The 22217-nt window shown below is 42.4% G+C and carries 21 protein-coding genes; 16 read left to right on the forward strand and 5 right to left on the reverse strand.

What is annotated here, in order from left to right:
• Window positions 1-25: 25 nt before the first annotated feature.
• Both corC and lnt read left to right on the forward strand, forming a co-directional pair.
• Complete coding sequence (gene corC, locus ACGHEH_RS03845) at window positions 26-904, forward strand: CNNM family magnesium/cobalt transport protein CorC (protein WP_390441926.1); 879 nt, start codon at window positions 26-28, stop codon at window positions 902-904.
• On the forward strand, window positions 897-2459 hold the full coding sequence (gene lnt / locus ACGHEH_RS03850; RefSeq protein WP_390441928.1) for an apolipoprotein N-acyltransferase: 1563 nt from the start codon (window positions 897-899) through the stop codon (window positions 2457-2459). Before corC ends, lnt begins: the two co-directional genes overlap by 8 nt.
• 111 nt (window positions 2460-2570) lie before the next feature.
• Here lnt and ACGHEH_RS03855 read toward each other — a convergent pair whose 3' ends face one another.
• The 5 genes from ACGHEH_RS03855 to ACGHEH_RS03875 form a co-directional block, all read right to left on the reverse strand.
• Window positions 2571-3752, reverse strand: coding sequence for a heparan-alpha-glucosaminide N-acetyltransferase domain-containing protein (locus ACGHEH_RS03855; RefSeq protein WP_390441930.1), 1182 nt, complete (start codon window positions 3750-3752; stop codon window positions 2571-2573).
• A gap of 323 nt (window positions 3753-4075) precedes the next feature.
• The gene (locus ACGHEH_RS03860; RefSeq protein ID WP_390441931.1) at window positions 4076-4381 is read right to left on the reverse strand and encodes a hypothetical protein; all 306 of its coding nucleotides are present in this window, start codon (window positions 4379-4381) and stop codon (window positions 4076-4078) included.
• 253 nt (window positions 4382-4634) lie between these two features.
• Window positions 4635-5117, reverse strand: coding sequence for an FKBP-type peptidyl-prolyl cis-trans isomerase (locus ACGHEH_RS03865; RefSeq protein ID WP_390441933.1), 483 nt, complete (start codon window positions 5115-5117; stop codon window positions 4635-4637).
• A gap of 5 nt (window positions 5118-5122) precedes the next feature.
• A complete protein-coding gene (locus tag ACGHEH_RS03870) occupies window positions 5123-7534 on the reverse strand; it encodes a Lon protease family protein (RefSeq protein ID WP_390441935.1) in 2412 nt (803 codons plus the stop codon).
• Window positions 7535-7572: 38 nt separating this feature from the next.
• Window positions 7573-8031 (reverse strand): hypothetical protein, encoded by a 459-nt coding sequence (locus ACGHEH_RS03875; protein WP_390441937.1) that lies wholly within the window; start codon window positions 8029-8031, stop codon window positions 7573-7575.
• Between the two features lie 174 nt (window positions 8032-8205).
• Between ACGHEH_RS03875 and leuS the strand changes: the two genes are divergently transcribed.
• From leuS to ACGHEH_RS03945, 14 genes are all read left to right on the forward strand, one after another.
• A complete protein-coding gene (gene leuS / locus ACGHEH_RS03880; RefSeq protein WP_390441938.1) occupies window positions 8206-10794 on the forward strand; it encodes a leucine--tRNA ligase in 2589 nt (862 codons plus the stop codon).
• A 1-nt stretch (window position 10795) separates the two neighbouring features.
• Window positions 10796-11290: an LPS assembly lipoprotein LptE gene (gene lptE / locus ACGHEH_RS03885; protein ID WP_390442416.1), complete on the forward strand. Its 495-nt coding sequence runs from the start codon at window positions 10796-10798 to the stop codon at window positions 11288-11290.
• Entirely contained in the window at window positions 11290-12327 is a 1038-nt protein-coding gene (gene holA / locus ACGHEH_RS03890; RefSeq protein ID WP_390441940.1) for a DNA polymerase III subunit delta, read from the forward strand. The genes lptE and holA overlap by 1 nt, the downstream gene beginning before the upstream one ends.
• A 5-nt stretch (window positions 12328-12332) precedes the next feature.
• Window positions 12333-12962, forward strand: a complete 630-nt coding sequence (gene nadD / locus ACGHEH_RS03895) for a nicotinate-nucleotide adenylyltransferase (RefSeq protein WP_390441942.1) — start codon at window positions 12333-12335, stop codon at window positions 12960-12962.
• A 56-nt stretch (window positions 12963-13018) separates the two neighbouring features.
• Window positions 13019-13336 (forward strand): ribosome silencing factor, encoded by a 318-nt coding sequence (gene rsfS, locus ACGHEH_RS03900; RefSeq protein WP_058031648.1) that lies wholly within the window; start codon window positions 13019-13021, stop codon window positions 13334-13336.
• A gap of 2 nt (window positions 13337-13338) precedes the next feature.
• Window positions 13339-13809: a 23S rRNA (pseudouridine(1915)-N(3))-methyltransferase RlmH gene (gene rlmH, locus ACGHEH_RS03905; protein WP_390441945.1), complete on the forward strand. Its 471-nt coding sequence runs from the start codon at window positions 13339-13341 to the stop codon at window positions 13807-13809.
• 10 nt (window positions 13810-13819) lie between these two features.
• Window positions 13820-15691, forward strand: coding sequence for a penicillin-binding protein 2 (mrdA, locus tag ACGHEH_RS03910; RefSeq protein ID WP_390441947.1), 1872 nt, complete (start codon window positions 13820-13822; stop codon window positions 15689-15691).
• Window positions 15691-16797, forward strand: a complete 1107-nt coding sequence (gene rodA / locus ACGHEH_RS03915; RefSeq protein WP_390441948.1) for a rod shape-determining protein RodA — start codon at window positions 15691-15693, stop codon at window positions 16795-16797. The genes mrdA and rodA overlap by 1 nt, the downstream gene beginning before the upstream one ends.
• Window positions 16794-17555 carry a septal ring lytic transglycosylase RlpA family protein gene (locus ACGHEH_RS03920; RefSeq protein ID WP_390441950.1) on the forward strand — a complete coding sequence of 254 codons (762 nt, stop codon included), beginning with the start codon at window positions 16794-16796 and terminating at the stop codon, window positions 17553-17555. The genes rodA and ACGHEH_RS03920 overlap by 4 nt, the downstream gene beginning before the upstream one ends.
• 46 nt (window positions 17556-17601) lie before the next feature.
• Window positions 17602-18762 carry a serine hydrolase gene (locus tag ACGHEH_RS03925; RefSeq protein ID WP_390441952.1) on the forward strand — a complete coding sequence of 387 codons (1161 nt, stop codon included), beginning with the start codon at window positions 17602-17604 and terminating at the stop codon, window positions 18760-18762.
• Between the two features lie 134 nt (window positions 18763-18896).
• On the forward strand, window positions 18897-19175 hold the full coding sequence (gene ybeD / locus ACGHEH_RS03930) for a DUF493 family protein YbeD (protein ID WP_058030832.1): 279 nt from the start codon (window positions 18897-18899) through the stop codon (window positions 19173-19175).
• 9 nt (window positions 19176-19184) lie between these two features.
• Window positions 19185-19838, forward strand: a complete 654-nt coding sequence (gene lipB / locus ACGHEH_RS03935; protein ID WP_390441954.1) for a lipoyl(octanoyl) transferase LipB — start codon at window positions 19185-19187, stop codon at window positions 19836-19838.
• Entirely contained in the window at window positions 19835-20800 is a 966-nt protein-coding gene (gene lipA, locus ACGHEH_RS03940) for a lipoyl synthase (RefSeq protein ID WP_058030834.1), read from the forward strand. The genes lipB and lipA overlap by 4 nt, the downstream gene beginning before the upstream one ends.
• Window positions 20801-20983: 183 nt before the next feature.
• Window positions 20984-22189, forward strand: coding sequence for an aromatic amino acid transport family protein (locus tag ACGHEH_RS03945; protein WP_390441956.1), 1206 nt, complete (start codon window positions 20984-20986; stop codon window positions 22187-22189).
• Window positions 22190-22217: the final 28 nt, after the last annotated feature.

Below are 22217 nucleotides of genomic sequence, written 5' to 3' on the forward strand. Positions count from 1 at the left end.
TATTTAATTGGAGATATAAAAAGAAATGAGCGACGATAACTCGCAAAGTAGTCAGGGTTCTGCTGGCAAAAGCTGGCTAGGACGCATTACCCAGATGCTGCAAGGAGAACCCCAAAATAAAGAAGAGCTGGTTGAAGTCATTGCTGATGCGCAAGAGCGTGCACTCATCGACCCTGAGACCAAAGACATGATGGAAGGCGTACTAAGCGTCTCTGAACTTAAAGTTCGCGATATCATGATCCCTCGCTCTCAAATGATTACTTTAGATGTAGATGAGTCTCTAGAGCATCAACTACCAATTATGGTTGAATCATCACACTCTCGCTTTCCAGTGATCTGTGAAGACAAAGACCATGTTGAAGGTATTTTACTGGCTAAAGACTTACTACCGCTGATTTTAGATAAATCTGATGCCCTACCGGCATTAAGAGAATATCTTCGCCCTGCTATTGTGGTACCAGAAAGTAAGCGTGTTGACACCCTGCTAAATGAGTTCCGCCAAAAGCGTTACCATATGGCGATCGTTATAGATGAGTATGGCGGCGTATCAGGTTTGGTAACAATTGAAGACATTTTAGAAACCATCGTTGGTGAAATCGAAGACGAGCATGATGACGATGAAGATCATGACGATATTCGTCAGTTGTCAAAGCATGTCTTTACCGTGCAAGCATTAACACCGCTTGATGAGTTTAATTCGTTTTTCAATACTGATTACGATACACAAGAAGCAGATACCATTGGCGGTATTATTCTACATGCCTTTGGTCACATGCCGAGTCGTGGTGAAACAATCGACATCGAACCGCTACAGTTTAAAGTAACAAACTCTGATAATCGTCGTATTATTCAACTTCAAGTAACAGTACCAAAGACTGAAACTACCGAAGATCACGTTGAGTAAGCTGTTCTCTTTATTATCAAATAAACATGCCTGGCTTGCATTTTTTGCAGGCCTTGCCATGACTTTTAGCTATGCGCCATTTAGCCTATGGCCCATTGCTATTTTTGCACTCGTTACGGCTTGTTATGTAACCGATAAACAGTCTACCCGCAGCGCAGCTAAATATGGTTTTGTTTTTGGTTTTGGCTGGTTTGCACTTGGAATAAGCTGGGTGCATGTCTCTATAGCTCAGTTCGGTGGATTACCTTTACCAGTTTCTATGTTACTGATGGGTTTACTTTGTGCCTATTTAGCAATTTACCCTGCGCTGGCTTTTGCATTTTCAGCACGATTCAGCCAAAACGCGTGGCAAAGGGTCGCATTGTTAATAGTCGGCTTTGCCATTTCAGAGTTTTTACGAGGTAAGCTGTTAACTGGCTTTCCATGGCTCAGTTTTGGTTATGCGTTTACTGATTCACCCCTTAATATCTTTGCGCCTGTAATTGGCGAGTTTGGTTTAACTTTACTGGCAGTATTTCTTGCTAGTAGCATTTATTATAGCATTAAAGTAAAACATGCTTCTTTTTCGCTTTCAGCAATTGCCACTCTGATCTGTTTATATCTTATTAGTAGGTTCACAGTTTCTACTTCACACTCTGATAAACGCATTTCAACTTTGCTTGTACAAGGCAACATTCAGCAAAGTTTACGCTGGGAGCCAGAACAGTTTTGGCCAACCATGTCTAAATACCGAGATATGACCCGGGTTGAGTGGCATGACACAGACCTCGTCGTCTGGCCTGAAGCTGCTATTCCAGAAATAGAAGATTTAGCGGCACCATTCTTAGAAGGGCTAGATAAAGCTGCCGCATTTAACAATACCGCAGTTATCACTGGTATCCCTGATTATCAATTTGATACCAAGGCAGTCTACAACACGCTTATTGTGTTAGGTAAGAAATACTCAGACTCAAGTGATGGTCACTACAATTATTTGCATTCAAACAGATATCAAAAGCATCAGCTTCTTCCTATTGGTGAGTTTGTACCATTTGAAGATATTCTCAGGCCGTTAGCCCCTTTGTTTAACCTCGCTATGTCCTCGTTTTCTCGTGGTGAGCGCGTACAAAACAACCTCATAGCTAATGGCTTACATATTCTGCCGGCTATTTGCTACGAAATCGTATTTAGCGATTTAGTTCGCGACAACTTCACAGAGCAATCTGATATTCTCTTTACAGTCAGTAATGACGCTTGGTTTGGGGATTCTCACGGCCCCCATCAGCATATGCAAATTGCAAGAATGCGTGCCCTAGAACTGCAAAGGCCGCTTGTTCGCGTGACCAATAACGGTATTACGGGCGTCTATGACCCCATCTCTCAAACTGAGCAAACAATACCGCAGTTTGAAGCGACGGTGCTCAAAACTGACTTACAGCTGATTAAAGGGTTGAGCCCTTTTAGTAAATATGGCCATTTGCCTATCTGGATTTTGGTCGGGCTTTTATCTATTTGTATCTTTATACCACGTTTGAAAACAAGCATAGCAAACAAACTTGAAAAAAACTTTTTCTAAAGCACACCATACAATCCCCCCCAAAAAATAGGTCCACCTAATTAAGAGGGTTAGAATCACATAATAAAGGCGGCTATTAAGCCGCCTTTGAGTTAGGGCTTTGCAAGAGCTTTAAAGCTTTAATCTCACACCAAGCTTGTTTAAGCCAGTCACAGCAAACATCATCATCACTGCAAACCCTAGGCTCCATAGAATCCCCATAGCGCCACTACTCATTAACTCAGGTCTTGCAGGAATTGATAGCAACTGTAGCGCTGCAATTAAAATATAGGGCAAGATATAGATTAATAATGGGTTATTTGCCGCTGGTTCAAATACCTTGCACCAACCAGTCTGTGCCTTTAACTCAACGATGTAATAAATAGCTCCAAAGATCAGTGCACAGAAGAAGATACTCATGAATGCCCAACTTGGCGTTGCCCATATCTTTGAAACTGGCCAATGCCAGCAGCTCAACAAGGTAAGTGCACCACTAACAAATACAAAAGCAAAATAGTTGAACCACTTTTTGTCACTTAATTTAGCGTGATAAAAAATTAAGCTCATCACCACACCTGCTAACACTATGGTCGCATGGGTATGGTTTCGGTTATCTTCGACAAGCCGGTCAAGCACACCGTTAATACCGCTTAAGTGTTCTATAACAAAATATAACGCGACAAATGCAAGACTGGCTGCAATTAATTTAATGACATCTTGTTTAGTAAATAAATAAACTGCCACACTAAAAATAAACGCCCAGCCGATTAAGCCTAGGATCCCCCACCACTGAGGTGTCATACCACCGTAAGGGCCTTCATAAATATACGCCAGCACAATAAGGCCAAGTATGCCTAAATATTTACAGCCTTTGACTAATACACTTGAAAGGTGCTTTGGATAGTGACTCCATATGAGTAGTACACTGGCATACATCAACAAAGTCCAAAGCGGCATAGATATCAGCATTTTGCTTTCGTCATAACCATATATAGTGTTTACCATAAACAAGCCGATTACGATTAACCCCAGCGCTCTGAAGGCTGCATCGGTCAATAAACGTTTTGAGCTCGCCCCTTTTGCAGCTTTTGCTTGTGTTGAAAATGGAATAGACATACCCACAATAAATAAGAATGCTGGGAATATTAAATCTACAAAAGTCATGGCGTTCGCATTGGCAGGCATATGCGTCATCCAAGAAGGAATGTTTTTAATTGCGGCAAGTTCGTTTACAAATACCATGGTGAGGATCGTCAAACCTCGGAAAACATCGATAGCCAGAATGCGACGGTTAGGTAAGCTGTGATCGGTCATTTATTTCTCTCTTATCAATAGCCGCTCAAAGCTACCTAAAGCAAAACAAAGCTGCAATTAAACACTACAAATCGCAAATAAAATAAACCGAAAATGATGAATCGTTTGATAAATGAGTTGAAGGCTTTTCAAGTACCTATGGAGAGTAAATGACATACTGACGGAAAACTTAATCAATCAGCTCTTGAGTAGAGCAATAGATGAATAAGGCTCAATAAATAGAGATAAATCTCATTTTATTGTGACGAAAAATGAGATTTACCTTTTAACTCAGTCACTACACAGTACACTGCATGATAGATTTTCATTCAGTTATATTTAAATTAGGATAGAAAAATATAACTGATCATAACGACAACTGAGACCGCCATAAAACGCGTATCAAAATCACGCATTCTTTTGGTTAATAACTGCAAGCGCTTGTCCTGAGCTTTACTTAACTCTCCAAATTTCAAGGACTCTTCAAGGGCAATAACAAACAAGTTATTGACCCCTATTTTCATTTTGTCTTTTGATAATCTGGCCAAGATATCGGGGTAGGTTTCGCCAACATATGCTTTTATTTCATTGACATGCTTAGCTCTGAAATAAACAAAAAGTACCATTAATGTGGTGATAACAAGACCCATATACATATTCTCTCCTTACATTATGTATAAAAAAGGAGGCATAGCCTCCTTCTACGTTTCTAGATTAATAATAGGGCGTGTTAACCTTTGCTGTTTGTTTTTACAGCAGAGAGTTGGGTATTTAGACAAGGCAGGGGCTGCCCCGCAGAGGCTACGTAGCATAGTTATTCTATGTAAGTCAGCCGATAACGCTGAATAAATGTTCAACTCGCGCTGCTCGAAGAGTTCAACCAAAGATAAACACGCCCTCACTTTACGACTCTATTTTTAAAAGCTCAACTTCAAAAATCAACAATGAGCCTGCTGGGATCTTACCGGCTGCACGGTCTCCATAACCTAACTCAGGACTGATATAAAATTTAAACTTACTGCCTTCAGTCATTAGCTGTACACCTTCAGTCCAACCTGGAATTACCTGGTTTAAGCCAAAGCTGATCGGGCTATTTCGCTCTACTGAGCTATCAAATACGGTGCCATCAGCAAGTGTGCCATGGTAATGTACTTTTACTTTACTGGTGGCAGAAGGCTTTGCATCTCCCTCCCCCTGTGTAAGCACTTCGTACTGTAAGCCAGAATCAGTTGTTACCACAGTATCTTTTTTTGCATTTTCTGCCAAAAACTCAGCCGCTTTAATACGATTTTCTCCTGCAGCAGCTTTGTTCTTTTGCGACGCACGAGAAAATAGTGCCACCAAAATCACGATGACAATCACTAAAATTACATTGGTTGTAGACACGCTACTTACTCCTTATCTTGTTCTGTTTCTTCTTTTTCATTATCGCCACTGACCACATCAGCAATTTGCTGTAATCGAGCCAGTGTTAGCGCATTAATAGAGCCCTCAGGGTATTCCCCGTCGACTAGCTTTCCAGCGTCATGATTCATCAATAAGCTCAATGCTTCATCCACGTTTGAAACTGCATAAATATGGAAACGGCCACGCTCTACTTCTTGTAACACTTCGTCATCTAAAACTAAGTTAACGCGGTTAGACTGAGGAATAATCACGCCTTGCTGACCAGTTAACCCACGCATTTTACAAAGCTTAAAGAAGCCTTCTATTTTTTCGTTTACGCCACCAATCGCCTGCACTTCACCATGCTGGTTAATTGAGCCTGTCAACGCTAACGACTGGTTAATGGGTAATTGAGTGATAGCTGAGATTAAGCCGCATAATTCAGCAAGCGAGGCACTATCGCCGTCGATATAGCCATAACTTTGTTCAATCGCAATATTGGCACTGAGTGTTAAGCTAAAGTTTTGTGCATACTTGTTACCTAAATAACCCGTTAATAACATCACGCCTTTAGAATGAATTGACTTACCTAAATCTGCTTCACGCTCGACGTCAATGACGCCATCTGAACCTGCATATACCGTAGCAGTAATGCGCGCTGGTGTACCAAATGCCGTATCACCAATATGTAATACCGTCAGACCATTGATTTTAGCAATCGCTTCACCGTCAGTTTCGATCAATGTGTGGCCTTCTTTAATATCACTCAGCATATTTTCACTAAGTTGACCGGTGCGATACTGCTTACCCGCAATGGCTTCATCGATGTGCTCTGCGGTAACCTCAGTCACATTGTCTTGTTTTGCATAAAAGCTTGCTTCTGCAACTAACTCGAGCACATCTGCAAATCGTGCTGACAGCTTGGTATGGTGCTCTGCTTGGCGATAGCTAAACTTGAGCAAACGCGCAAGACCACACGCTGAAATACCACAGTTTAAAGTTTTATCGCAGTATTCAAGCACTTTAGTAATGAACTGATATTGAAGTTTATCACTGCTTGGCAGGTAGTAATCAAAATCAGCCAATACTCTAAATAACTCAGCAAATTCTTCGTCGTAATCACTGATGGCGTAATATAAATCACGTGAGCCCAACAAGATGATCTTCACATCAAGTGGAATTAACTGAGGGCGAAGCGTGAAACTGCTACCTACTGAGCTATCTTGATACGGCAAATCATTCTTTATTTGGTGAGTTTTAAGTGATAGTTTTAGGCCATCCCACACTTGCGAGTTAGCCAAGACTTTATCGGCATCCATGATCAGATAACCACCATTGGCCTTATGTAACGCACCCGGTTGGATTGAGCGATAACTGGTGATTAAGTTGCCTTGTGAAGTAGCGTATTCAACCTTTCCAAAAATATTGCCAAAAGTTGGGTTTGGCTCGTACACCACAGGTGCAGCCTCTCCATCTTTATATTCAACCAGAATATTAGGCGCAAAGAAGTCATTCAGCATGCCGCGGTGATCAAACTCTTCTTTATTTTCCTCGCTGCCGCTGTCATCAAGCCACTCTAGCACCGCATCGACAATCTCGGTTCTTACATCTTTTAAATAACGAATGACACCAATGTGGCTGGCATACTTGAGCTCTAGCTTCTTCAGTAAAGGCTTAGTGGCAGTTTCAACCGTTTGCTTCTTTAAGTTTCTCAGTTTTTCAGACGACTCACGTTTCCAACGCGGTAGCTCAATTAATGCTTCTATAAGGTCATCTTCTAACTTATCTATGGCATCAAAAAAGTGTTCTTGCACTTTCTCATCGAGTGCAGCAAATTCTGCATCATCTAATTGTTTACCATCGATCACAGGCGCAAAGGCCACCTGATTACTTTCTTCTATTAAAGCCACACTTTTTTTGGCGGCAAGTTCTGCCACTGCGGTAATGGCAGCGTCATATTTGTTATCGAATTCTTTATCGATGGACTTCTTTTTGCGTTGATAACCCGGGTTATCGAATGCTGCAGGAAAAGTATCAGCGACTTCATCTAAAAACTCATCCATGTCATCAGCAAGCTCTTTGCTTTGACCTGGCTGCATAAATAGCGCGATAGGTTTACGGTGATCGTCGTAGTTATTGACGTACAACCACTCATTTGGCGTTGGCTTGGTTTTACTGTGTGCTTCTAACTTGTCTTTTACCATGGTAAAACGGCCTAATGCCGCTTCGCCCATTACAAAAGTGTTATAACCAGGTAAGTCCATACCTAGTGAGAAATCTAAAGCACTTTGGGCGCGTTGCTGACCAATAAATGTCAACGCTTCAGGATAAGGGTTGCGCATGCATGACTCAACATGCGCAAGAGAAATAGTTGGCGCTAAGGCCTCAATAGGTAAAGGTGCTATCTTATTTGTCATTCCTAACTTCTTTTTATTATCTAACCCAATTGGCTAGACTATGGAGACAATGCTTTTCGGCTGAACTCTTGATGCTCACATTGACTACATGCTTTAATTTCAGAGGCATAAAGTACATCTGTAGTATGGTGACAATTTTTACATACTAATTGCCCCATGGCTATCCATTCGCCCGCTTTGTAAACCCCATCATGCTCAAAATCTTTTAATAAAGCCTGCCATTCTAGCTGTGTGCGGTCTTCAAGCTGTGCCAACTCAAATAGCACACCCGCCTTTAATTCTTGCCAAGCAATATCATCAGTGTCTTTATAGTCATCTTCTAAATGTTTTAAATCTCGCTTGAGATAGTGGCTGTAGCTTTTTACCTTCTCTTCGCCGAGCTCTTTTAGCTTACCTTGGCTTTCAATAAATTTATTAATTAAGTCTTCAAGCTCATGCTCTTTTATATCTTTCAGCCAATGCGCAAAATCATCTAACCACTTTTTATACTCCGCCATGGCAGACTCCATTTTTCAGTAAACTTTCTATAACTATAGTCTAGTGGTAAAAAAGTGATATTTTGCTGCCTTGTAAGCACCACAAAATGCACCTCTATGGCTGTGATTCGCTCAGTTTTTGGGGTATGCTATCGAACAATTTTTTATTAATTTGCAAGAAGTCTGGAAACATAGATGCAAGAGCAATATAACCCGCAAGACATTGAGTCAAAAGTCCAACAGTATTGGGAAGAAAACAAGACGTTTAAAGTCGTAGAAGACGAGAGCAAAGAGAAGTATTACTGTCTCTCTATGTTCCCTTACCCAAGTGGTCGACTGCATATGGGTCACGTGCGTAACTACACCATTGGTGATGTGGTATCTCGTTTCCAGCGCTTACAAGGCAAAAACGTTATGCAACCTATGGGTTGGGATGCGTTTGGTCTACCAGCAGAAAACGCGGCTATCAAAAACAACACAGCGCCAGCTAAGTGGACATACGAAAACATTGATTACATGCGCGGTCAGCTAAAACAGCTTGGTTTTGGTTATGACTGGGATCGTGAAATTGCAACATGTCACCCAGAATATTACAAATGGGAACAGTGGTTCTTCACTAAGCTTTACGAGAAAGGCTTAGTTTACAAGAAAATGTCTACCGTAAACTGGGATCCAGTTGACCAAACAGTACTGGCTAATGAGCAGGTGATTGACGGTCGCGGTTGGCGTTCTGGCGCGCTTGTAGAGCAAAAAGAAATTCCTCAGTGGTTCATCAAGATTACTGATTACGCTCAAGAGCTACTAGATGATTTAGACAAGCTTGAGCACTGGCCTGAGCAAGTGAAAACCATGCAGCGTAACTGGATTGGTCGCTCTGAAGGTTTAGAGATTGACTTCAAACGTGCTGATAATGGTGAAACTTTCACCGTTTACACTACTCGCCCTGACACTTTCATGGGTGTGACTTACGTTGGTGTTGCTGCTGGTCACCCGATTGCGTTAGAAGCTGCTAAGAATAACCCTGAAGTTGCTGCATTTGTTGAAGAATGTAAGAACACCAAAGTTGCTGAAGCTGATATGGCAACGATGGAGAAAAAAGGCATCGACACAGGCTTTAAAGCAATCCATCCATTAACTGGTAAAGAAGTACCTGTATGGGCTGCAAACTTTGTACTAATGGACTATGGTTCAGGTGCGGTAATGGCAGTACCTGGTCATGACCAACGTGACTACGAGTTTGCGACAGCTTACGGTCTTGAGATCAAACAAGTTATTGCGCCTGCTGAAGGTTCTGAGCTTGTAGCTGACCTTTCAAAAGAAGCATTTACTGAAAAAGGCACGCTGATTAATTCTGGTGAATTTGACGGTCTTGAGTTTAAAGCTGCATTTAACGCCATTGCTGACAAACTAGAAGGTATTGGCGCAGGTAAGCGTAAAGTTAACTTCCGTCTACGTGACTGGGGTGTTAGCCGTCAGCGTTACTGGGGCTCACCAATCCCAATGCTAAATAAAGAAGATGGTTCTGAGCTTGCTGCGACTGAAGATATGCTACCGGTTCGTTTACCTGAAGACGTGGTAATGAACGGTGTAACTTCGCCAATTAAAGCAGATCCTGAGTGGGCAAAAACCACAGTGAACGGTGAACCTGCATTCCATGAAACAGATACGTTCGATACTTTCATGGAATCTTCTTGGTACTACGCGCGTTACTGTAGTCCACGTTATGACGAAGGTATGTTAGAGCCAGGTGCAGCGAATTACTGGCTACCAGTAAACCAATATATTGGTGGTATCGAGCACGCGATCCTTCACCTACTTTACTCACGTTTCTTCCACAAACTATTACGTGACTGTGGTTTAGTAAACTCAGATGAGCCGTTCGAGCGTCTACTATGTCAAGGCATGGTATTAGCTGAAACTTATTTCCGTAAAGACGAAAAAGGCGGTGATGTTTGGATTTCACCAACTGACGTTGAAACAGAAACTGACGATAAAGGCCGTATCACTAAAGCGTGGCACAAAGACGATGGTCAACCTGTAGAATCTGCTGGTATGTCTAAAATGTCTAAGTCAAAGAACAATGGTATTGATCCACAAACTGTTATCAAGCAGTACGGTGCAGATACAGTTCGTTTATTCATGATGTTCACAGCGCCACCAGAGCAAACTCTAGAATGGTCTGACTCGGGTGTTGAAGGTTCACTTCGTTTCCTTAAACGTGTTTGGAAATACGCAGTAGACGTTAATGCAGCAGGTACAGCTGAACTTGATGTAAATGCGCTAAACAGCAACCAGAAAGTGCTACGTCGTGAAATCCACAAAACCATTGCAAAAGTAACAGATGATGTTGAGCGTCGCCAAACTTTCAATACTGCGATTGCTGCTATCATGGAGCTATCGAACAAGCTTGCAAAAGCACCGCTTAAAGATGCACAAGATATTGCATTAGCAAACGAAGCACTTAATGCCATCGTGATTATGCTTGCACCGATTGCCCCGCATATGTGTCATCAGTTGTGGCAAGACTTAGGTCACGAAGGTGACGTGTTAGATGCAACATGGCCTGTGGTTGACCAAGTTGCGCTTGTTGAAGACGAAAAACTTATCGTGGTACAAGTGAATGGTAAACTGCGAGCTAAGCTAACGGTTGCTGCCGACTCAACGAAAGAACAAGTTGAAGCGCTGGCATTTGCTGAAGAGAATGTATCTAAATTCATCGAAGGCAAAGAAATCCGTAAAGTGATTTACGTACCAGGTAAACTACTTAATGTGGTTGCAAACTAAGATGCGTTTATCGCGTTCAATTAAGCATGGGCTAGCATTTTTGCTAGCCTGTGTTTTGTTATCTGGTTGTGGCTTTCATTTAAAGCAAGCCTCATATTTACCAAAAGAATTACAAACACTTCATCTGTCGGGTGATGATAGCAAGTCTGAACTGTTTTCATTACTTCGCAAAGATCTCATCACATCTCAAGTCACCATTAGTGACAACAGAAGCAAACAAGTACCTGAGCTTCATCTGTATCGAGACTCTCTAACACGCCAAACGTTAAGCTTGTTTAGAAATGGTCAGGTTGCGCAATACGAACTGGCTTATTCTGTTTCATATAGAGTGACACGTCCAGGTCTTGAGCCTGTAGATAAAGAGTTTGAGATTTACCGCAATTATCAAGATGACCCTGACAACGCACTCGCTAAAGCCAAAGAGCTTGATATTATTCTTAACGAGCTGCGCAAACAGGCAAGTAAACGTATTGTTCGAGAGCTGTCACAACTCTAATGCGCTGTTACGCTAACCAACTTCCAGATATTTTACGAAAAGGCCTTGCTCCATTCTATTTGGTTTTAGGTGAAGAACCTTTTCAAGAAGCACAATGTGTGCAGCAAATAAAACAGGCAGCAAAACAACAAGGCTTCGACGAAGTCATTAAATTTAGTTTGTTGCAAGGCTTTGATTGGCAAGAATTACTTGCTCAATACAATAGTATGTCGCTATTTAGCGCACGCACACTCATTGAATTTGACTTAAACCAGCAAAAACCCGGTACAGCCGGGAGCGATGCGTTTAAGCAACTAACTGCTCAACCGAACCCTGATGTCGTGTTAATTGTGAAAGGTCAAAAAGCCAGCCAAGAGATCCAACGCGGAGCTTGGTTTAAAGGCTTGGAAAAGCAAGGCGTATATGTGCCTTGTTATGAATTGACTGGTCAACACTTGCAGCGCTGGCTTGATTCGCAAGCCAAGCAGTTAAAAGTCGCTCTAACACAAGATGCTAAAAAGCAACTTTTGCTGGCCACAGAAGGCAACTTACTCGCAACACATCAAGAGCTAGAAAAACTGGCGTTGCTTTACCCTTCGCAAACCGTCAATGATGAGCAAATCTTAGCGGGTCTGCTTAATCAAAGTAAATTTGATATTTTTGACCTGACTAATGCAACGCTTGCCGGTCAGGCAAAAAAAATCACCAAAGTGATGGTTAAATTAGCTGAAGATAACACGGAGCCGAATACGCTGGTTTGGGCGCTGAATAAGCAGCAGCAAACCTTAGTATCAATTAAGCAAGGCTTACAGCAAGGTAAAAATATTACTGCGCTCTATAAACAGCATAATATTTGGAAAAACCAGCAGCCTTTAACTCAACAAGCACTTGATAGATTGCCTCTGCATCAGCTCGAGCAAATAGGTCTGTTGTTGGCACAGATAGACAGTGGCTATAAACGCGGAGAACTCACTGCGCCTTATCAAGCCTTACTGCATTGTGCACTGAGTTTTTGCTATCACATCCCAATTGGTCTGCCCATCAACCACACTGATTAAACAATATGATTGCACTTTTTGGTGGTACTTTTGATCCCGTCCATTTAGGACATTTAAACATGGCCGAGCAATGCGTTGCTGAGCTAGGGTTGCCTGAATTACGATTCTTACCCTGCGCCATACCTGTGCACAAAGCACAGCCTAAGATCACTGACACACACCGTCTCAACATGCTCAGGTTAGCAACTCAAAGTAAGAGAGCATTCACTATTGATAAAAGAGAGCTTGAGCGACAAGGGCCCTCCTATTCATTGTTAACGCTACAGGAATACCGAGACGAGCAGCCTAATACACCCATCATTTTTTTGATGGGTATGGATTCCTTCAATAGTTTAACGTCTTGGTATGAATGGCAAGCCATTACACAGCTTTGCCACATCGTGGTTTATCAGCGCCCAGGCGAAATTTATGCACCAAACCCAGCGCTTGCTGACTATGTGAAACAAGCTAAAGTTGAGACAAATGAGCTGTTACTCACGAAAAAAGCAGGTCATTGTCATTTTTTAACCGGTCCTAGTTTTGATGCCGCATCGAGCGATATTAGAAAACTAATAAATAATCAAAAACCTATGGAACAATTTCTCGCGTCTTCGGTCATAGATTACATTCGTACTCATCAGCTCTATGCTGAATAAACCAATGTGCTGTGCTACTATACGCGCCTTATTTTTTGAGCATAGAGATACAAGATTTGAATTCTGAACAATTATTAGACTTTGCATTAGACAAAGTTGACGACATGAAAGCCCGTGACATTGTTAAGTTAGATGTAAAAGAAGTGAGCTCTGTAACGGATTATTTGGTCATTTGCTCAGGTAACTCAAAACGTCACGTACAGTCTATTGCTGAACACGTTGCTAAAGAAACGCGTCATGCTGGTGAAGACCTATTAGGCATTGAAGGACAAGATGTGGGTGAGTGGGTACTGGTTGATTTAGGCGATGTGGTTGTTCACGTTATGCAAGATCAAACACGTGACTTATATGACTTAGAGAAACTCTGGGGCTAATTTTGAAAATTCAATTGGTTGCTGTCGGCACAAAAATGCCTGCTTGGGTTGAGACAGGCTTTAAAGAGTATCAGCGTCGTTTTCCAAAAGATATGGCGTTAGAACTTGTTGAGATCCCAGCTGGAAAGCGTGGTAAGAATGCCGATATCAAGCGTATTTTACAGTTGGAAGGTGAAAAAACCTTGGCCGCTATTCCAAAAGGCAACCGAATTGTGACACTAGAAGTAACAGGTAAGCCTTGGGATACCCACCAGTTGGCAAATCATATGCAAAAGTGGCAACTTGATGGTCGAGATGTCAGCCTATTAATTGGTGGCCCTGAAGGACTTGCGCCTGAGTGTATTGCCGCTTCTGAGCAAAAGTGGTCGATATCGGCATTGACGTTACCGCACCCACTTGTGCGCATTATTGTCGCTGAAAGCTTGTATCGCGGGTGGAGTTTAAATAACAACCATCCATACCACAGAGAATAATACAACTCAGATGATAAACAAAAGACCAACAATTCGTGACCATTCAGCTGAAGCAAATTTGTTTGCTCGTCGCGCATTTGTTGGTTTTGTGTTTGTTACTCTCCTTATAGGCTTGCTACTCAGTAACGCCTATAAGCTTCAAGTCACAGAGCATGACACCCATAAAACACGCTCTAATGATAATCGTATTAAAGTAATCCCCGTCGCACCAAACCGAGGCTTAATCTACGACCGAAATGGGGTGTTATTGGCAGAGAACCGCCCTGTTTATAATTTAGAAGTGATCCCTGAGCAAGTTAATGATATCGCTAAGCAACTTGCTGAAGTCGGCGCTTTATTAAATATTTCTGTAGAAGACCAAGAAAGCTTTTTAAAGAATATTCGCCGTAAGCAGCGCTTTAAAAGCCGTGTTATTAAAGCGCGTTTAAATGAGCAAGAAGTTGCCTTATTTTCAGTGAATCAACATAAATTTCCAGGCTTTAATATTGAAGCTCGCCTTGCCAGATATTACCCCTACGGTGAGACACTCACCCATGCACTTGGTTATGTTGCCAAATTAAATAAAAAAGAGCTCACGGCTTTAGAGCTCGCAGGTGAAGCCAAAAATTATCGTGCAACCCATGACATTGGTAAGCTTGGCATAGAAAAATTCTACGAAAAAGAACTGCACGGCATCGTTGGTTCACAACGTGTTGAAGTGAATAACCGAGGCAGAGTGCTCCGTACTTTAAGCGTCGATGCGCCCACACCAGGGCAAGATTTAGTTCTTACGTTAGATATAGGCTTACAGCAAGTGGCGAAAAAAGCCCTTGAAGGTATGCGTGGCGCGATCGTTGTTATGGATCCTAAAGACGGCGGTATTCTAGCACTGTATTCAAACCCCAGTTACGACCCAAACCTATTTGTTCACGGGATAAGTGGTAAAGACTATCGCGCCTTGTTAAACCCAGATAGGCCTTTAATTAACAGAACAACTCAAGGCCGCTATGCGCCAGCCTCGACGGTCAAACCACATTTAGCTATTCTTGGCTTGGAAGAAGGCATTATCACTGAGCAAACTCGCATGTGGGACCCAGGCTTTTTTCAAATTCCGAATGTTGAACATAAGTGGCGAGACTGGCAGCGTTGGGGCCATGGCTGGGTTGATGTATACAAAGCAATAGAAGAGTCATGTGATACTTTTTATTACGATATTGCCTATAAATCTGGTATCACAAAGATCAGTAATTTCATGAATAAGTTTGGCTTTGGTGATTTATCTGGTATTGATATTCATGAAGAAACAACAGCTATTCTGCCAACCGTAGCTTGGAAAAAAGAACGTTTTAAAGAAAACTGGTGGCCAGGCGATACCATCTCAGTCGGGATTGGACAAGGTTATTGGACTGCGACGCCAATGCAAATAGCCAACGCTGTAACCATCATGGTTAACAAAGGCGAACATTACCAACCGCACCTGGTACAAGTAAAAAAACAGTTTGATGAAATCACGCCTATGTACACCGAAGAGCGCCCGCCCATTGTGCTCAAAAATCATGACCATTGGCGCGTCGCCCTTGAAGCCATGCATAACACTGTAACTAAGGTCTCCGGTACTGCACATAAAGCATTTAAAGGGGCGGATTATGACCCTGCAGGTAAGACTGGTACTGCGCAAATTGTCAGTATCGCGCAAGGTGAAAAGTATGATGCAGAAAAGTTAGACGAGCGTCATCGAGACAATGCGATTTACACAGGCTTTGCCCCCTACAATGACCCCCGTGTTGTTGTGACTGTGGTAGTGGAGAACCAAGGTGGCGGTAGTAAAATCGCAGCCCCTATTGCACGTCAATTGATGGATTACTACTTTACTGCAAACCCACTTAAGCAAGGAGCTAATTAATGGTGCTCGGTCATAAACGTACTCTATGGCAAAAAATACATTTAGATGTGCCTTTGCTATTAGCACTTGTTTGTATGATGTTTGGCAGCTTGGCAATTGTGTATAGTGCAAGCGGTCAAAACATGGATATGATGTTAAGACACGGTGTGCGCATGGGCGGCGCGGTCATCGCATTATTGGTATTTGCTCAAATTCCTCCTATCACTCTAAAACGCTTAGTGATCCCACTTTATTTAGTAGGTTTGGCTATGCTGGTTGCGGTGTTTTTCTTTGGTATTACTATCAATGGTGCAAAACGCTGGTTAAACCTTGGCGTGACTAACTTTCAACCGTCAGAAGTCATGAAACTCGCTGTGCCTATGATGGTTGCTTGGTATATCTCTCAGCACCGCATGCCCCCAAAGTTTATTAATTTATTTATCGGCTTCATATTATTGTGTGTGCCAACCTTTTTAATTAAAGAACAACCGGATTTAGGCACCTCACTGCTCATTGCCAGTTCTGGTATTTTCGTCTTATTCCTAGCTGGATTAAGCTGGCGTCTCATCGGTGGGGCGCTGTTATTAATGTTCCCCGCTGTATTCGCTTTTTGGCATTATGGTATGCGCGCTTACCAAAAACAGCGCGTTATGACACTACTTGATCCAGAAAGTGACCCTCTTGGCGCTGGCTACCACATTATTCAATCAAAAATCGCCATAGGTTCAGGCGGTGTCGAAGGCAAAGGTTGGCTGCATGGCACACAATCACAATTAGAGTTTTTACCTGAGCGACACACAGATTTTATCTTCTCGGTATTGAGCGAAGAATTTGGTTTAATGGGCGTGGTGTTATTACTCAGCGTCTATTTATTTATCATAGGTCGAGGCTTATTAATTGCAGTTCGCGCTCAAGATGCCTTTAGTAAACTATTAGCTGGCGCTTTAACACTGACTTTCTTTGTATATGTATTTGTGAATATTGGCATGGTATCTGGCCTATTGCCGGTTGTAGGTGTCCCCCTTCCACTTATTAGCTATGGGGGTACATCCATGGTTACACTGATGGCAGGGTTCGGTATCATTATGTCAATTGCGACAGACAAGAGGATGTTACTTAAATCATGACTAAGTTGTATAAGGCTTATTTACTAGCCCTTGTTGTCATTATTGTGAGCGGATGTAGCTCTCGCTATCACACACGCCAAGATACTGCGCCTATGCGCATTCCTACAGAGTATGAAATGCGTGATGCGAAAGTAAAAGCTGAGCCAAAGAGTGTCACCGCCGGACGCCCTTATGTGGTGCTCGGTAAGCAATATCACCCTATGTCAGATGAAAAAGGTTATAAAGCGCAAGGCACCGCTTCATGGTATGGGCAAAAGTTCCACGGTTACTACACCTCTAACGGTGAGATCTTTAACATGTATGACATGACTGCAGCCCACAAAACTCTGCCACTTCCGAGTTTTGTTAAAGTAACTAATTTAGAAAATGGTAAATCGGCCATTGTCAGAGTCAATGATCGTGGACCATTCCACGATCATAGGATTATAGACTTATCTTATGCCGCGGCCTATAAACTCGGCTACCATAACCAAGGTACAGCAAATGTTCAGATTGAAGCGATTACACTCGATCGCATTGCGCCAAGATTAACCTATATTCAAGTCGCTGCGAGTAGTAACAAAACCAATATTGAGCACTTGGCAAATAAACTCGCAGGTCAATTTGCAATTGATACCAACATTGCAGAAGAAGACGGTTTACATAAACTGCGCTTAGGCCCGCTAGAAGATGATACCCATGCTCAATCCCTGCTAGAAAATTTACAAGCAGGTGAATTTCGCCAGGCTTTCTTGCTTTACAGTGAACAACGACTTTAGAATAGAAAAAGCTGACTAATTTTAATTTTATCGATAAAAGAACATAATGACTTTACTAAAAACCAAACTACTTACCAAAATTTGCGGGCTGGTATGCTCAGCAACCATTTTTTCAGCTTCCGCACAGATCTTGCCTTCTGCACCTCAGATCAATGCAAAAGGTTATTTCTTGGTGGATTACACAACTGGCAAAGTCATTGCGGAAGGTGAAGCAGATACTAAGCTGGCACCGGCTAGCCTAACCAAAATGATGACCAGTTACGTGATTGGTGTCGAAATTGAAGCTGGTAATATCTCACCAACTGATATGGTTACCATCAGTGAAAAAGCATGGGCGAAGAATTTCCCTGGTTCATCGGTCATGTTCATTGAAGTTGGTAAGCAAGTCAGTGTCGACGATCTTAACCACGGTATTATCATTCAATCAGGCAATGATGCTTGTGTGGCAATGGCTGAACATATTGCTGGCAGTGAAAGTGCATTTGCTGATCTGATGAACGCACACGCTGAAAAGCTAGGCATGGCTAACACGCATTTTATTAACAGTCATGGCCTTGATACAGACGAACATTACACAACACCTCGTGATATGGCGACGCTAGGTGCCGCGCTTATTCGTGACGTACCTGAAGAGTATGCACTTTACAAAGAAAAGTCTTTTACCTTCAATGGTATCAAGCAATACAACCGTAACTCACTGCTATGGGATGCAAGCCTTGACGTTGATGGCATTAAAACCGGTCACACATCAGAGGCTGGCTACAGCCTAGTGACATCAGCAACTAAAGACGATATGCGCTTAATTGCAGTTGTGATGGGTACAGACAGTGAGCGTGCTCGTAAAGTCGAAAGCAAAAAACTACTTAACTATGGCTTCCGTTTCTTCGAAACAATCACACCATATAAAGCGGGTGATAGCTTTGCAGATCAGCGTATTTGGATGGGTAATAAAGAGACGGTTTCTTTAGGTATTCTAGAAGACACGCCCATTACTATCCCTCGTGGTCAACGCAAAAATTTAAAAGCGAACTTTGAGTTAGATAAAACTTTAGAAGCGCCATTAGCCAAAGGAACTAAAGTAGGTACACTATTCCTTGAGCTCGATGGCGAAGAAATCTCTCAATATCCATTAGTTACGCTCGAAGAGATTGAAGAAGGTAGCTTCTTTAGCAAGATCTATGACTATTTACGTTTACAGATCATGTAATAATTGATTTATTAGTCATCAACGCCTCCTGAGTGAGGCGTTTTTTTTTGCTGCAAAAATGATAGAATGCCCGCCATTATTGAGCGTGTGTGAAATTAAAAACACTACACACCATTTGCGATGAGGACACCTTCATGGTTCAACCAGTTAAAAATACTAAGTTTGACGAATACTTAGAGTTCCCTTGCCCATTCACGTTTAAAATTATGGGCCTAGCAAATGTCAATCTGACTGATCAGATCCTTGCAAAGTTGCAAACAATTGCACCTGGTGACTATGCGCCTAAAGTAAAACCGAGTAGTAAAGGCACTTACGAGTCGGTGACACTGGTCGCGACCGTCACTTCAAAAGAGCATATTGAGCAAATCTATACAGAAATTGGCAATATCGAAGACGTACGTTACGTACTGTAAAGGCTAACCATGACTCAAAGTACCGTGATAGTTCGCCAGTTAGGCTTACAAAGTTACCAGCCTATTTGGCAAAAAATGCAAGACTTCACTGATACCCGAGACGATAACAGTCCCGATGAGATCTGGTTTGTTGAACATGAGCCTGTCTTTACTCAGGGGCAAGCAGGTAAAGCAGAGCATGTTTTAGCACCCGGCGACATTCCTGTTATTCAAGTTGACCGCGGTGGTCAAGTGACTTATCACGGTCCTGGTCAGCAAATGATGTATGTACTGTTTAATCTCCGTCGTCTTAAAATCGGCGTGAGAGAGCTAGTAACTTGGCTAGAAGAGTGCATTGTCGATATGCTAAAAGAATACGACATTAATGCTTACGCCAAACCAGATGCACCGGGTGTCTACGTTGACGACAGTAAAATTGCATCTTTAGGCTTGCGCGTTCGTCGCGGCTGTTCATTTCATGGCCTAGCATTGAATGTCAACATGGATATGAGCCCGTTTATGCGCATAAATCCATGTGGTTATGCGGGTATGAACATGGTGCAAACAAGTGAATTAAATGGCCCGTCGCAACTTGATGAAGTTGCGCAAGGCCTTGTTAAACATATGCTCAAACGCCTTAACGCTGAGCATGTTGAACACAAAGAAGGGTTCGAGAACGAATGAGTAAACCAGTAAAAATGGAGCCAGGGGTAAAGCTTCGCGATGCTGAGAAAATGGCATTGATCCCAGTAAAGGTAATGCCAACTGAGCGCGATGAAATGCTGAGAAAACCTGAATGGCTTAAAATCCGTTTACCGAAATCAAGTGAGCGTATTGAGGGCATCAAGCAAGCAATGCGAAACCACGGGTTACACTCAGTATGTGAAGAGGCATCATGCCCTAACCTATCTGAGTGCTTTAACCATGGCACAGCGACATTCATGATTTTAGGTGCTATTTGTACTCGTCGTTGCCCTTTCTGTGATGTAGCACACGGTCGCCCGTTAAAGCCAGATGCACAAGAGCCTGAAAAACTCGCTCTAACTATCAAAGACATGAAGCTTAAGTATGTGGTTATCACGTCAGTAGACCGTGATGACTTACGTGATGGTGGTGCACAACATTTTGCTGACTGTATTAAAGCTATTCGTAAGCACAATCCTGAGATCACCATTGAAATATTAGTACCTGATTTCCGTGGTCGCATGGAAAAAGCATTAGAGATCTTAACTGAAACGCCACCTGACGTATTCAACCACAATTTAGAGACTGCACCTCGCCTGTATAAGCTGGCTCGCCCTGGTGCAGATTATAAGTGGTCTTTAGAACTACTTCGCCGTTTCAAAGAAGCACATCCGAATGTTAAAACTAAATCAGGTTTAATGGTGGGTTTAGGCGAAGAAATGTCTGAAATCGAAGAGGTATTACGTGACCTTCGTGAGCATAATGTTGACATGCTAACTGTAGGTCAATATTTACAACCTTCAAAACACCACTTGCCGGTTAAACGCTATGTGCCGCCAGCAGAGTTTGATGCATTAAAAGATTACGCTGACGAAATTGGCTTCACACACGCAGCGTGTGGCCCGTTTGTTCGCTCTAGTTATCATGCTGACCAACAAGCTGCAGGTAAAGAAGTGAAGTAATCACCACTTTTCAAAAAAACGCGATGCAGTGTCATCGCGTTTTTTTATGCCTAAATCTCAATACTGTGCAACAGAATGTAAAACATATATTACAAACACGTATCTTGATTTATAACAAAGTAGTTTCAATTTTTTGCTCTGCGTTATATCTTGCCTGCTCTCTCACACTTAAAGGGGCATAATGTGATAAAGAATAAAACCCTCGGCAGTATGCTAATTGTCGCAGGCACAACCATAGGCGCGGGCATGTTAGCACTGCCTATCGCTTCTGCAGGTATTGGCTTTAGTGCATCTTTAATCCTGATTTTATTAACATGGCTATTAATGACCTATACCGCGTTATTAATGCTAGAGCTTCATCAATTCGCCAGCTCCGATGCCACACTTAATACTCTAGCCAAGACACTACTGGGCAAACGTGGTCAGTATATCGCTAATTTTGCAATGGTCTTTTTGTTTTACGCGTTATGTGCAGCATATATCGCAGGTGGAGGCGCACAGTTACAGTCAAAAATAAATGCAGCGCTTGATGTCGATGTGGCCCCGCAAATTGGCTCTATTCTCGTGGCTGTACTAGTCGCAGCCATTGTCACCATGGGTACCTCAACGGTTGATAAACTAAACCGTGTTTTATTTGCCATTAAAGTAATCGTGCTGGGCAGTCTATTTTTCGTTCTTACTCCTTATGTACAAGGTCAGCACTTGCTCGAAATGCCGCTAGAGCAAGGGCTACTTATTTCAGCCATACCTGTGATTTTCACTTCATTTGGTTTTCATGGTTCAATTCCATCAATTGTAAAATACGTCGGTGTTGATATTCGTTCACTCAGAAATGTTATGATTTTCGGTGCCTCCGTGCCTTTAATTATTTATGTCTTCTGGCAATTGATCAGCCAAGGTATGATGAGCCAATCACAACTTTTACAATCTGAAGGCCTGCAAGGCTTCATTGGCAGCGTCTCTAGCTTAGTGAACAGCTCACGAGTCAGTACGTCGATCACGATTTTTGCAGATTTAGCATTGGCAACTTCTTTCCTTGGCGTAAGCCTTGGATTATTTGACTTCTTTGCTGATGCATTCAAGCAAGGTAATAACAAAAGCGCTCGATTGAAGACGGCATTAATTACCTTTGTGCCTCCGCTTGGTTTCGCTTTATTCTATCCACAAGGGTTTATTACCGCATTAGGGTATGCGGCAATTGCACTGGTTGTTTTAGCGATTTTTCTACCTGTTGCGATGGTTTGGGTACAAAGAGCACAACAAACTAATGAACAAGGCTATCAGGTAAAAGGCGGTCGATTTGGATTAAGCCTTGCAGCTTGTTGTGGGGTTGTCATAATAGCTGCACAAGGCTTGCAAATGTTTGGCGTTATTCCTGCGCTAGGTTAACGGTAAAAAGTTTGGGTTATCGTGCAAG

This window comes from Pseudoalteromonas sp. MTN2-4 (genome assembly GCF_042848605.1).
Classification (GTDB): domain Bacteria; phylum Pseudomonadota; class Gammaproteobacteria; order Enterobacterales; family Alteromonadaceae; genus Pseudoalteromonas.

What these genes read in the sequence shown, in the direction of transcription:
- ACGHEH_RS03875 (WP_390441937.1), bottom strand. Translation starts at nt 8,031, where the DNA reads ATGGCGGAGTATAAAAAGTGGTTAGATGATTTTGCGCATTGGCTGAAA.
- lipA (WP_058030834.1), top strand. Translation starts at nt 19,835, where the DNA reads ATGAGTAAACCAGTAAAAATGGAGCCAGGGGTAAAGCTTCGCGATGCT.
- ACGHEH_RS03870 (WP_390441935.1), bottom strand. Translation starts at nt 7,534, where the DNA reads ATGACAAATAAGATAGCACCTTTACCTATTGAGGCCTTAGCGCCAACT.
- mrdA (WP_390441947.1), top strand. Translation starts at nt 13,820, where the DNA reads ATGATAAACAAAAGACCAACAATTCGTGACCATTCAGCTGAAGCAAAT.
- lptE (WP_390442416.1), top strand. Translation starts at nt 10,796, where the DNA reads ATGCGTTTATCGCGTTCAATTAAGCATGGGCTAGCATTTTTGCTAGCC.
- rodA (WP_390441948.1), top strand. Translation starts at nt 15,691, where the DNA reads ATGGTGCTCGGTCATAAACGTACTCTATGGCAAAAAATACATTTAGAT.
- ybeD (WP_058030832.1), top strand. Translation starts at nt 18,897, where the DNA reads ATGGTTCAACCAGTTAAAAATACTAAGTTTGACGAATACTTAGAGTTC.
- ACGHEH_RS03855 (WP_390441930.1), bottom strand. Translation starts at nt 3,752, where the DNA reads ATGACCGATCACAGCTTACCTAACCGTCGCATTCTGGCTATCGATGTT.
- corC (WP_390441926.1), top strand. Translation starts at nt 26, where the DNA reads ATGAGCGACGATAACTCGCAAAGTAGTCAGGGTTCTGCTGGCAAAAGC.
- holA (WP_390441940.1), top strand. Translation starts at nt 11,290, where the DNA reads ATGCGCTGTTACGCTAACCAACTTCCAGATATTTTACGAAAAGGCCTT.
- lipB (WP_390441954.1), top strand. Translation starts at nt 19,185, where the DNA reads ATGACTCAAAGTACCGTGATAGTTCGCCAGTTAGGCTTACAAAGTTAC.
- ACGHEH_RS03920 (WP_390441950.1), top strand. Translation starts at nt 16,794, where the DNA reads ATGACTAAGTTGTATAAGGCTTATTTACTAGCCCTTGTTGTCATTATT.
- ACGHEH_RS03925 (WP_390441952.1), top strand. Translation starts at nt 17,602, where the DNA reads ATGACTTTACTAAAAACCAAACTACTTACCAAAATTTGCGGGCTGGTA.
- ACGHEH_RS03860 (WP_390441931.1), bottom strand. Translation starts at nt 4,381, where the DNA reads ATGGGTCTTGTTATCACCACATTAATGGTACTTTTTGTTTATTTCAGA.
- nadD (WP_390441942.1), top strand. Translation starts at nt 12,333, where the DNA reads ATGATTGCACTTTTTGGTGGTACTTTTGATCCCGTCCATTTAGGACAT.
- leuS (WP_390441938.1), top strand. Translation starts at nt 8,206, where the DNA reads ATGCAAGAGCAATATAACCCGCAAGACATTGAGTCAAAAGTCCAACAG.